Origin of the sequence: Pseudomonas sp. NY15356 (genome assembly GCF_048068175.1) — a bacterium.
In the GTDB taxonomy this organism is placed as follows: domain Bacteria; phylum Pseudomonadota; class Gammaproteobacteria; order Pseudomonadales; family Pseudomonadaceae; genus Aquipseudomonas; species Aquipseudomonas putida_K.
On record NZ_JBLUPW010000052.1, the window covers coordinates 1 to 11,385 of the forward strand.

The 11,385-nt window shown below is 65.1% G+C and carries 9 protein-coding genes; 7 read left to right on the forward strand and 2 right to left on the reverse strand.

Translation table 11 applies throughout. The annotated features are described in order from the left end of the window. From ACNFCI_RS23655 to ACNFCI_RS23675, 5 genes are all read left to right on the forward strand, one after another. Window positions 1–1,021, forward strand: a 1,021-nt coding sequence (locus ACNFCI_RS23655; protein WP_416768371.1) for an RHS repeat-associated core domain-containing protein, incomplete at its 5' end; no start/stop codon positions are given. A gap of 176 nt (window positions 1,022–1,197) precedes the next feature. Beyond that, on the forward strand, window positions 1,198–2,307 hold the full coding sequence (locus tag ACNFCI_RS23660) for a DUF1214 domain-containing protein (protein WP_368829746.1): 1,110 nt from the start codon (window positions 1,198–1,200) through the stop codon (window positions 2,305–2,307). Further along, entirely contained in the window at window positions 2,307–3,479 is a 1,173-nt protein-coding gene (locus tag ACNFCI_RS23665; RefSeq protein WP_416768373.1) for a sulfotransferase family protein, read from the forward strand. Before ACNFCI_RS23660 ends, ACNFCI_RS23665 begins: the two co-directional genes overlap by 1 nt. A 24-nt stretch (window positions 3,480–3,503) precedes the next feature. Next, window positions 3,504–4,292 carry an SDR family oxidoreductase gene (locus ACNFCI_RS23670; protein WP_084857925.1) on the forward strand — a complete coding sequence of 263 codons (789 nt, stop codon included), beginning with the start codon at window positions 3,504–3,506 and terminating at the stop codon, window positions 4,290–4,292. Window positions 4,293–4,302: 10 nt separating this feature from the next. Beyond that, window positions 4,303–5,268 (forward strand): acetyltransferase, encoded by a 966-nt coding sequence (locus tag ACNFCI_RS23675; RefSeq protein WP_368829748.1) that lies wholly within the window; start codon window positions 4,303–4,305, stop codon window positions 5,266–5,268. A gap of 177 nt (window positions 5,269–5,445) precedes the next feature. On the opposite strand, the gene ACNFCI_RS23680 is transcribed toward ACNFCI_RS23675, so the two are convergent. Together ACNFCI_RS23680 and ACNFCI_RS23685 are read right to left on the reverse strand one after the other, a co-directional pair. Next, window positions 5,446–6,828 (reverse strand): DUF1329 domain-containing protein, encoded by a 1,383-nt coding sequence (locus ACNFCI_RS23680; RefSeq protein WP_368829749.1) that lies wholly within the window; start codon window positions 6,826–6,828, stop codon window positions 5,446–5,448. 24 nt (window positions 6,829–6,852) lie between these two features. After that, on the reverse strand, window positions 6,853–8,430 hold the full coding sequence (locus ACNFCI_RS23685; RefSeq protein ID WP_084857928.1) for a DUF1302 domain-containing protein: 1,578 nt from the start codon (window positions 8,428–8,430) through the stop codon (window positions 6,853–6,855). Window positions 8,431–8,674: 244 nt separating this feature from the next. Between ACNFCI_RS23685 and ACNFCI_RS23690 the strand changes: the two genes are divergently transcribed. Together ACNFCI_RS23690 and ACNFCI_RS23695 are read left to right on the forward strand one after the other, a co-directional pair. After that, on the forward strand, window positions 8,675–10,408 hold the full coding sequence (locus ACNFCI_RS23690) for an FAD-binding protein (RefSeq protein ID WP_368829750.1): 1,734 nt from the start codon (window positions 8,675–8,677) through the stop codon (window positions 10,406–10,408). A gap of 2 nt (window positions 10,409–10,410) precedes the next feature. After that, a complete protein-coding gene (locus ACNFCI_RS23695) occupies window positions 10,411–11,289 on the forward strand; it encodes an SDR family NAD(P)-dependent oxidoreductase (protein ID WP_368829751.1) in 879 nt (292 codons plus the stop codon). Window positions 11,290–11,385: the final 96 nt, after the last annotated feature.

The window sequence follows — 11,385 nt, forward strand, 5'->3', positions numbered from 1 at the left end:
TGCCGGTAACTTGATCAGCCAGGAAGAGTACTACCCCTTTGGCGGCACGGCGGTATGGGTTGCGCGTAATGAAATCGAGGCGAGTTACAAGACCGTGCGCTATTCAGGCAAGGAGCGAGATGCCACAGGCCTGTACTACTACGGCTATCGCTATTACCAGCCTTGGGCGGGGCGCTGGTTGAGCGCGGATCCGGCCGGTACGGTGGACGGGTTGAATCTGTTCAAGATGGTGGGCAATAACCCATCGACTCTTATAGATGAGCGCGGCTTGACGAAGAAGAACACGAACCAGCGGCCCGATCATGGTCAACAAAGCGCGACGCCGCAGCCGCCTGTGCAACAGCCCGCCACTACGAATTTCAGACCCTGGCGCTACGCCTTGGATTACCAGAAGTCTCTGCCAACACCTCACACTGCCAAAACGTTGGATAACACAGAGCAAAGAACGGACGCGGTACGCCCCACCTCGCTTGAGCCAGGCCAGTCGCGCTTCAGAAACGTAACAAGTAGCGCTGGCAAGCAACCCGATCTTCAGGCCCCCCCTGTCGTTGTCATGCGTAATGGTAGCGACGTGTCGATACCCAGCGACCCCGTCACTGCGGGCGGACTACTGTCCAGGTTCGCCAAAACCGCAATGAACTCGCTGATACCTGGATCTCGGCCGATGCGACCCGAGGAAGTGCCGAACCGTCATGAGCTCGCGTTGCAGATTGACTCCAATAGCGCACTTGAAACGTTCACGTCCGCCGTAGCCATGGTCAATAATAATTTGGCGAGTAACGATGCCCGCGATATTTCCCCGACCAAGCGCGATCAATACGTTCAACTTACGCGAGCAGTTCAGAAGGGTGAAATCAGTAATGCAACAGCGTTCCTCTCGTCGAGTTTTGGTTGGCTATTCGATGAATCTCCCCTCGAGGATCGTGTGATAGGGGCGCTTTTCAATTTCGGCGGGGCAATGGTCGCCGCTGGCCAGCAAGCGGCTGACATGAGGAACGGCAAGGCATTGCGCTCCACGTGATAACAGGCGCTGACCTATAGGCCCGCGTTCAGGCCAACGCATATCTATATGGTCATGCGGGCCCCTTGTAATGATTTTTCCGGGCCGCACATTTTAGTCCGCTCGGACGTAGTACTCGATGGTCGCGATTTCTATGGTCTCCCCACCGGCGGCATCCCGCCCCCACGGAGAGCATCATGGCCATCGACCCCACCGAGCAGGTATGCAGCGGCGCAACCTGGAACCATTTCTGCGAGCAGTTAAGGCGCAGCGGCGAGCAGATCCTGCGCGCCGAGGCGCCTGCCGATGCGCAGACCCGTGCCGAGGGCTTTCGCTACCTCACGCGCCTGCTGCGTATCGCCCTGGAAATGCACCTGGAGTTCGCCGACCCGGACTTCCCAGGCTTCATCACCCCCTCCCACGAAACCGCCAAGATCGGCGCCGACAACCCGGATAACCTGTACCGCTATGCTCGCCTGAACGGTGCCCAGCGCTATCGGGTCAGCGGACAGCGCGGCAGCGTCGCCTATTTGAGCTTCGGGACCCAGAAGGGTGGCTACGAAACCAACGGCAAGATGATCCAGACCGGCTTCATTGATGCCAGCCAGTTGCAGCTGGACGCCGATGGCAACTTCGAGATCATCCTCAGCCAGCACCCGCAGGGCACAGGCAATTGGTTGCGCCTGGAGCCGGAAAGCAACGCCCTGATCGTGCGCCAGACCTTCCTCGATCGCACCACCGAGCAACCGGCACAGCTGCGTATCGAACGCCTGGATGCCGACCAGGCTCCACCGCCCCTGGAACCGGCCTTCCTGCAGCAAGGCCTGCAACGCGCCGCCTCGTTCGTCGAGAACACCGCGCGCCTGTTCGCTGACTGGGCCCAGGGCTACCAGGCCCATGCCAACCAACTGCCGCCGGCTGATCAGCCACTGTGCCAATCGGTGGGCGGCGACCCGAACATCTTCTACTACCACTCCTACTGGGCCCTGGCCGACGACGAAGCTTTGCTGATCGAGGTGGAGCAGGTACCCGATTGCGATTTCTGGAACCTGCAGATCAACAACTACTGGATGGAGTCGTTGGACTACCGCTACCACCGCATCTGTCTGAACAAACATTCAGCGCAACTGGACGCCGACGGCGGTTTGCGCATGGTGCTCAGCGCCCGCGACCCGGGCCTTGCGAACTGGCTGGAAACCGCCGGCCACCCCCACGGCACCCTGTGCCTGCGCTGGGTCGGCGCGAAAACCCCGGTACACCCCACCACCCGTGTCGTGAAGCTGCATGCACTCAAGGAGCTTGCCTGATGATCAGTGAATTCGCCCCAGAGCGCCTGATGGCCGAGGCCAGTGCCCGTGCTGGTGGCCTGCAGGACTTTGGCCCGGGCCACTTCCGTGAAGGCCTGGCGGTGCTGGCCGAAGCGCTGGAGCACGAGGCCCGGTTGTCCGTGGCCGGGCGCGGCATGCTGCGTGAAAAGTTGCTGGCGCAACTGGTCAACCGCCTGGTCGTGGAAGACCATTGCACGCGTTACCCGCAGATCCTCGAGCAGCCCATCGACGACCCCTTGGTGATCGTCGGCCTGCCGCGCACCGGCACCACCTTGTTGCAACGTACCCTGGCGGTCGACCCGCAGTTCAACAAGGCCCTGTGGTGGGAGACCCGCTACCCGGCGCCACTGCCCGGCGAAGACCCCGCCCGCCCCGAGGCACGCATTCTGAAGGCGCGCACCGAAGTGGCGTCGATGGTCGAGTTCCTGCCGCAGTTGCTGGCCATCCACCCGCTGGACGCCGAGCAGGCCGACGAAGAGTTCATGCTGATGGAGCACAGCTTCCTGTGCGCCATGGACTCCTACGTCAACGTGCCCAGCTACACCGCCTGGCTCGACCGTCAGGACCAGACCCAGGTCTACCACTACCTCAAACGCTGCCTGCAGTTCCTGCAATGGCAGCAGCGGCTGCGGGGCGTCGCCCCAGGCCGGCGCTGTTTGCTCAAGAGCCCGCAGCACCTGCATGCCCTGGAGCTTTTGTTCAAGGTGTTCCCCGGCGCCCAGGTGATCCTCACCCACCGCGAGCCGGCCAGCACCATCCCGTCGTTGGCCAGTTTCATCCATACCCTGTGGCAGCTGTACAGCGACCATGCCGACGCCGAGGCCGTAGGCGAGCAGTGGAACCGCCGCATGGCGCGTGCCATGCGCCATGCCATGGCCGTGCGCGAAACCCTGCCCGAAGCACGGGTGCTGGATATCCATTTCGAGGACACCGTGGGCCAGCCGTTGGCGGTGGTCGAACGCATCTACCGGTTCGCCGGCCTGCAGCTGAGCGCCACGGTACGTGACGCGATCGTTCGTTGGCTGGCCGACAATGGCCGCGAAAAGCGCGCCAGCCACCAGTACAGCCCTGAGCGCTTTGGCCTGAGCGAGGCCATCCTGCAGCGCGACTACGCCGAATACCGTTCCCGTCACCTGCGGGCCAATGCCTGACACAACAACAAGAAGGAACCCACCATGCTATTGCAAGACAAGGTCGTGATGATCTCCGGGATAGGCCCGGGCCTGGGTATCAAGCTGGCCCTGGAGGCGGCGCGCCAAGGCGCTCGCGCCCTGGCCATCGGCGCCCGCAGCGCCGAGCGGCTGGAGCAGGCCCGCGCCCGTATTCTCGCCTTGGGCCATGAGTGCCAGGTGTTGTGTGTGCCGACCGACATCACCGACAGCGAGGCCTGTGCGCAGTTCGCCAAGGCTGCCGTGGAGGCGTTCGGGCGCATCGATGCACTGGTCAACAGCGCCTTTTCCCATGGCGGCTTCCAGGCTGTGGACGAGGCCGACAATGGGCCGCTGCGCGAGGCCCTGGAGGTCAACCTGCTGGGTTCGCTGAACATGTCGCGGGCGGTGTTGCCGGCCATGCGCGAACAGGGCGAGGGCGCCATCGTGATGATCAACACCCTGGGCGTGCGCAAGCCCTACCAGGGTGGCGCCGCCTATTCGGCATCCAAGGCTGCGCTGGCTGCCAGCGTGCGCTACCTGGCCAGCGAACAGGCGGTACACGGCATCCGCGTCAACGCCCTGGCCTGTGGCTGGATGTGGGGCGAGCCGGTACAGGCCGTGGTGCGCCAGAGCGCCGAAGCCCGGGGCATCAGCGAGGCGCAGGCCAAGGCCGAGTTCAGCGCGGGCATCCCCGGTGGGCGCATGCGTACCGACGATGAATGCGCCCGTGCGGCGCTGTTCCTGGCATCGGATTACGCCAGCGCGATCAACGGTGCGCAGCTCGATGCCAATGGCGGCGAACTGATGAACTGAGGGCAACGCCATGATCGATCATTGTGCTTTCAATGGCGACGCCGACGGCCTGTGCGCCCTGCAGCAACTGCGCCTGGCCGGTGAGCTCGACCCGGCGGTACGTCTGGTCAGCGGGGTCAAGCGCGACATCGCACTGCTGCGACGGGTCCAGGCCGGGCCTGGCGACCGAGTGACCGTACTGGACATTGCCCACGAACAGAACCGCGAAGATGTCCAGCGCCTGCTCGCCGATGGTGCCCAGGTGCGCTACTTCGACCACCACTATCCGGGTGAACTGCCCCAGCATCCAGCCTTCGAGGCGCACATCGACACTGCCGCGCACGTGTGCACCAGCCTGCTGGTCGATGCCTGGTTGCAGGGCAGGGCGCACCGTTGGGCGGTGGTCGCGGCGTTTGGCGATGACATGCCGGGGCCGGCCAGGGCCCTGGCCGAGCGCCATGGCTTGGTCGAGGCGGATGTCGCGGCCCTGGCGGAGCTGGGCCGGTTACTCAATTACAACGCCTATGGCGACAGCCTTGCCGATTTGCATGTCGAACCGCTACTCCTGGCCGAGCAATTGCGTCCCTATGCCGACCCGTTGGACTTCGTGCGCAGCAGCGAGTGTTTCGCGGTGTTGCGCGCAGGCTATGCGGCCGACATGGCCGCCGCCCAGGGGTTGTCGCCTTGGCGCGAGGGAGCCGGCATGCGCCTGTACCGCCTGCCGGCACAGGCGTGGGCCCGTCGGGTCAGCGGCGTGCTGGCCAACGACCTTGCCGCTGCCGCGCCTGGGCGTGCACTGGGGATGTTGAGTGCCAAGCCCGATGGCGATTGGATGTTCAGCCTGCGGGTGCCGGAAGGTGCGGTGTGGTCGGCCGATGCATTCTGCCGGCAGTTCCCTGGCGGTGGTGGGCGGGTTCGTGCCGCTGGCATCAATCGGCTGGGCGTGGAGCAACTGCCTGAGCTGGCGGATCGGTTGGTGGCGTGTTACCCCGGTTGAGCCAGGCTTTGGGCGTAAAGCCCTTGAAACAAGAACGCCCCGGGCCGGCAAGCCTGGGGCGTTTTTATTCGGTTGGGCGATCGCTTGGAAATTGCCGGAGGGCTGCAACGCAGCCCGAGGCGCTCAAGATAAAAGAAAGCCCCCGGCTTTTTGGGCCGGGGGCTTGGCGTGGGAGGTTTAGCGCGTACCCAGCTTACGCAGGTTGCCCGGGGTGAACTCGTCGGGCCCGAAGTTGCTGGCGTTGAGCTTGGCCGGCTTCTGGTCGTCGAGCAGGCGGTCAACCATATAGGAGCCTGCGATCAAGTCGTGGTACAGCCCCAGGCGTGCATGGAAGCGCTGGATGTCATAGGCATACACCGAAGTCTGCATGTTGGTGCGCCACAGCTGGCCACGGGAGTCGTAGTTGTCCGCCAGGGTCGCAGCCCAGCTGTCCTCGTCGATGTAGAACATGCGCTTGGCATAGATATGTCGGGCGCTCGGCTTGAGGGTTGCCTGCAGCACCCAGACACGGTGCTTCTCGTAGCGCATCAGGTCCGGGTTGATGTGGCCGGCGGCATTGATGATTTCGGCCTGGGTCACGTTCGGGCTGTCGATCTTGTAGTTGTTGTAGGGGATGTAGACCTCTTTCTTGCCGACGATCTTCCAGTCGTAACGGTCGGTCGCACCGTTGAACAGGCGGTCTTCGTCATAGACGCGGAAACCACCGGCGCCGGTCGGGGAGTCATAGCCCACCGTCGGCGCGCGGCGTACACGGCGCTGGCCAGGGGTGTACTGCCAGGCCTGGCGCGGCTGGGCGGCTGCGTTGATGAACTCATGGCCGACCACGATCTCGCCTTTCTTGCGCACCGGCTCCAGCGTGGTGAGCAGGAAGTCGGTGAACACGCCGTTGGTGCTCTGCGCGTTTTGCTTGGGGTCCGACCACAGTGAGTAGATCTTGTAGTTGACCTTCTCCAGCACACGGTTGTTGTCGGCGTATACCACCACCTGGTTGTAGTTGGCCTCCTCGGTGACCGCGCGCGCCTGCATGGTGTGGTTGAGGATCAACTCGTTGCCGTTCTTGGGCACCGGGAACGGCGAAGCGCCGAAGGCATCCAGGGCATCGTTGCCATCGCTGCTGAGCTTGGCGGTCTGGGCGTTGCGGGCGATGGCCGCTTCGGTCTGTGGGTCGACGCGGAAATCCCGGTGGCTGGGGTAGACCGGCATCTTGAACGAGTTCGGGTAGCGCTTGAACAGCGCCTTCTGGCCATCGGTGAGGTTGGCGGCGTACTGCTCCATGTTCTGGGCGGTGATGACGAACAGCGGCTTTTCGTCGGCATACGGGTCCGGGTAGGGTGTGCCGGGGCCGGCGAACTTCACCAGGGGCGGTGTGCCGCGCCATTTGCCGGTCCAGGCTGGGATGCTGCCGTCGGCGTTGCCGGCACGCTCGGCGCCCATCGGTGTCAGGTCCGGACCCAGGGTCGTGGCGTCAGTGCCACTGACATTGGCCTGCAAGGCCAGGCTGCTGCCGAGCAGGGCGATCGCGAGCGTGGTACGCAACCAGGGATGCTTGAGATCAGACATTTCGGTGATCCTCCGTCAGGGCTTTTAGAAGCGGTACTTGAAGTTGAGCGCGATGTTGTCGCGGTCGGCCCAGGGCGAGTTGTTGGCATTGCCCAGGTACGCGCTGTACAGCGCCTCGACCGTGAAGTTGCCGAGGTAGCGCCAGGTGGTGCCGATGCTGGCGCGGTCGTCGCCCTGGCCGTAGTTGATCGAGCCGGTCAGGGCGCTGTCGTGCTGGGCGGCGGTGCTGAAGTTGATCGGCACCGACATGTCCCAGCCACTGAACACGTCGTTGTAGTCAAGGTTGACCTGCACCGTGTAGCCCCAGGCATCACGGTCGCCCACCAGCGAGTCGGTGCCGGGCAGGGAGAAGCCGGGCGCCAGGGTCAGCGGGTCGGAGGTGTCGTTGTTGAGCACGGTGTTGTAGATCAGCTCGCCGGTCAGGGTGGTGTTGTCGGCGAAGGCGCTGGGGCCGAACACATGGATCGCCGACACCTGTGCCTGCAAGGTCTCGGCCCTGACGGCGCTGGAGAAGCCGTTGTCGACCATCACCGGCTGGCCATCGCGGTAGCTCACTTCCCCGGCCAGGCTGGTGTCGCCCAGCACGGTGGCGAAGCTCACGCCGTACAGGTCGATGTTGTCGAAATAGCGGGCGCGGTAGAAGCCCAGGTCGCTCTGGAAGTCCAGGGTCGGGGTCTTGTCGTGGTAGCGCACGTAGTACAGGCCGAACTCGGTGTTGTTCAGCGAGGCCGCGCTGTAGCGCAGCGCCAGGCCGTACTGGCCGCTGTCGCTGGGCTCGTCGTCCTTCAGGCGCTTGACGAAGCCGCTGGCGTCGCTGTAGCCGCCGCGGTCGATGAAGTCGGTGGTGGAGAAGTAGCTACCCACGCCGAACAGGTCGGTCTTCTCCCACTTGTACTGGTAGTAGGCCTCCACATCCAACTCGTCGGTGAGGCTCAGCTGGCCGAAGACCTGGCCCACCGGCAGCAGCACTTCCTTGACCTCCACACCCGGGGTGGTCGCCTTGGTCGCATCCACCGGGCTCTGCGCGCCGGAGACGCCGGGGTAGAACAGGCTTTCACCCCAGCTCACCACCTGGTCGCCCACGCGCAGGTTCAGGTTGTGCCCGGCCATGTCCCAGGTGCCGTAGGCATAGGCATCGAGCAGGCGCAGGTCGTCGCGATGCTGGTCGATGGTGTCCTTGGAGAAACGGTCGGGGCGGCTGCACACGCCGCTGGCGAAGCAGTTGGAGGTACCGGTGTCGTTGTCGTTGCCACGGTCATAGACGCGGTCATAGAAGCCCGAGGCGCGCATGAACAGGCCATAGTTCTCGCGCCAGTGCAGGTTGGCCTCGGTAAGGAAGCCCACCCGGTCGGTGATCAGGCTGCCCCGGTCGAATGCGTTGTCACCGTCGTTGCCATCGGCGTTGGCCACCAGCTTGTGGTCGCGCTTCTCGGTACGCCAGGCAAGGCTGTAGGTCAGGGTGGTATCCCAGTCCACGCTCAGGTCGTCGCTGGGCTGGAAGGACAAGGCACTGGCCTGCTGGCTGAGGCCGCCGGCCAACAGCAACAGGGAAAGGCGCACGTACGTGTTAAGGGGTTGGGGGGCGATTGTTGTTTTTATCATTGTCGTCCTCATGCGCGGGCATTACCTGCCCGACCGACGTTCCGGTTTTGGGAGGTGGAGCAGGGCCGACTATGGGACGCCGCCCAGGCAGCAACATCGTCCAAGTGGACTACGCGCGGCAGCCCATGACCCGGTAGTCCCATTGGACGATGCTGGGTCACAGGGGGCGCCGGACAATCCCCAGGCCCACGCCCGGCCGCCGTTTCGGCGTGGGCCGTGGTTGTCTGCCCCGAGGGAGGTCCGCATGATCAGGTGGGACGAATGTTGCGATGTGCTGGTGATCGGGTCGGGGGCCGGCGGCATGACCGCCGCCCTACGTGCCCATGACCTGGGCCTCGATACGCTGGTGATCGAGAAGAGCGAGCAGTACGGTGGTACGTCGGCTGTGTCCGGCGGCGGTATCTGGATTCCCGACAACCACCGCATCCGCGTCCTGGGCGGTGAAGACTACCCGGCCGAGGCGGTGGCCTACCTCAAGGCGGCCACTCACGGCGAGATCGACGATGGGCGGATCGAGGCCTATGTCGAGCATGCCAGGCACATGGTCGAGTACCTCGAACGCGACACCCGCGTGCGCTTCGAAGCCCAGGCCCAGTACACCGACTACTACCCCGACCTGCCGGGCGGCAAGCCCGGCTACCGCTCCATGGACCCGCTGCCGTTCGACGCCGCCGCCCTGGGCGAGGAGTTCCTGCGCATGCGCGCGCCATCGCCCGGCACCCTGATGATGGGCCGCATGGCCATGACCATGAAGGAAGCTCGAGTGCTGCTATGCCGCGGCAAGGGCTGGCTGGGCCTGACTGCCAAGGTGCTGTGGCGCTACTGGCGTGACCGGGAAGGGCGCAAGCTGTCGCGGCGTGACCGCTTCCTGACCCTGGGCAACGCCCTGGTCGGTGCCCTGCGCTGCTCCCTGCTCGACCGTGGTGTGCCGCTGTGGCTGAACTGCCCGCTCGAGCAATTGCTGATCGTCGGTGAACGTATCGGCGGTGCCCGCGTGCTGCGTGACGGGCAATGGCTGAACATCAAGGCCCGCCAAGGTGTGATCATCGCCGCCGGCGGGTTCGAGCGTAACCAGGCGATGCGCTCGCAGTACCACCCGCAACCCTCCCAGGCCCAGTGGAGCGCAACGCCACCGTGCAACACCGGCGATGGCATCCGCGCCGCCCAGGCCGTAGGGGCGGGTACGGCACTGATGGGGCACAGCTGGTGGGCGCCTACGGTGCAGGTGCCGGGCGAGGAAAAACAGCGCGCGCTGTTCATCGAGCGCAACCTGCCTGGCTGCATTCTGGTCGATTCGGCCGGCGAGCGTTTCGTCAACGAAGGGGCGCCCTACAGCGACATCGTCTACGCCATGTACCGGCACAATCGCGAAGGCGCCACCAGCGTGCCGTGCTGGCTGGTGTTCGATGCCGACTACCGGCGCAAGTACCCCTGCGGCCCGTTGCTGCCAGGTTATGCCCAACCCGACTGGCGCCTGCCCGAGCACCTGCGCAAGGTGTTGTACAAGGCCGACGATCTCGGTGCCCTGGCGGCGCTGATCGGGGTCGACGGTGCGGGCCTTGGCCGCACCGTGGCGCGCTTCAACGCCATGGCTGCCTGTGGCCGCGACGATGACTTCGGCAAGGGCGAGTCGCTGTTCGACCGCTACTACGGCGACCCCAGCGTGCAACCCAACCCGTGCCTGGCGCCGCTGCACAAGGCGCCGTTCTACGCGGTGCGGGTGGATGCCGGTGACATCGGCACCAAGGGCGGCCTGCTCACCAACGCCCATGCCCAGGTGTTGCACGAGGATGGCAAGCCGATCCTGGGCCTGTATGCCATCGGCAACAGCGCCGCGTCGATGATGGGTCGTACCTACCCTGGGGCCGGTGCCACCTTGGGCCCTGCCATGACCTTTGGTTACCTGGCGGCCGAGCATATCCGTGCCGACAGCCAACAACGCCAGGGGCCATCGACCCTGGCCCTCACCGGGAGGTAAGCATGCAGACAGATACGCCACAGATTGCCCTGGTAACCGGCGCCAGCCGAGGGGTCGGGCGCGGTATCGCCCTGGCCCTGGGCGAGGCCGGCATGACCGTGTATGTCACCGGAAGGCTGCAAGGGCAGGGCGGTTCAACCCTCTATGGCCAGGCGTTGGAAGGCGACCTGCAGGGCACCGCCGCCGCTATCGACGCAGCCGGCGGGCGTGGTATCGCCGTGGCCTGCGATCACGGTGACGATGAGCAGGTCCGCGCGCTGTTCGCGCGCATCGACCGCGAATACGGGAAGCTGGACCTGCTGGTGAACAACGTCGCCCATATCCACGACCAGTTGATCGAGCCGGGCCCGTTCTGGGAAAAGCCCCTGTCGCTGGTGCGCATCCTCGATGTCGGCCTGCGCTCGGCCTATGTCGCCAGCTACCACGCGGCGCCCCTGCTGCTGCGCAGCGGGTGCGCGCTGGTGTGCTTCACCTCGTCGTTCGGTGCCGGCTGCTACATGCACGGTCCGGCCTATGGTGCGCAGAAGGCCGGCAGCGACAAGCTGGCGGCGGACATGGCCATCGACTTCGAAGGGCGAGGGGTCGCCGCGGTGTCGCTGTGGCTGGGCCCGCAACTGACCGAACGCACGCGCATCGCCGGCGAGCAGCATGGCGAGCAGTACCGGGCGTTCCTGGAAAATGCCGAGACGCCGCAGTTCAACGGGCGCGTGATTCATGCCTTGCTCAACGATCCGCAATTGGCCGACTACAGCGGGCAGACGCTGATCACCGCCGAGATCGCCCCGCGCTATGGCATCACCGAGGCGGGCGGGCGTCAGCCGCCATCGCACCGGGCCATGCTGGGTGAGCCACGCCAGCAGCATCCGGCACGGGTTATCTAGCCGGGGCTGCCTTGCAGCCCTTTCGCGGGACAAGGCCGCGCCGACAAGGTATAGCCCGGGCCCGGGAGGAGCGGCCGTGTGCCGCGGAGCGCCCCC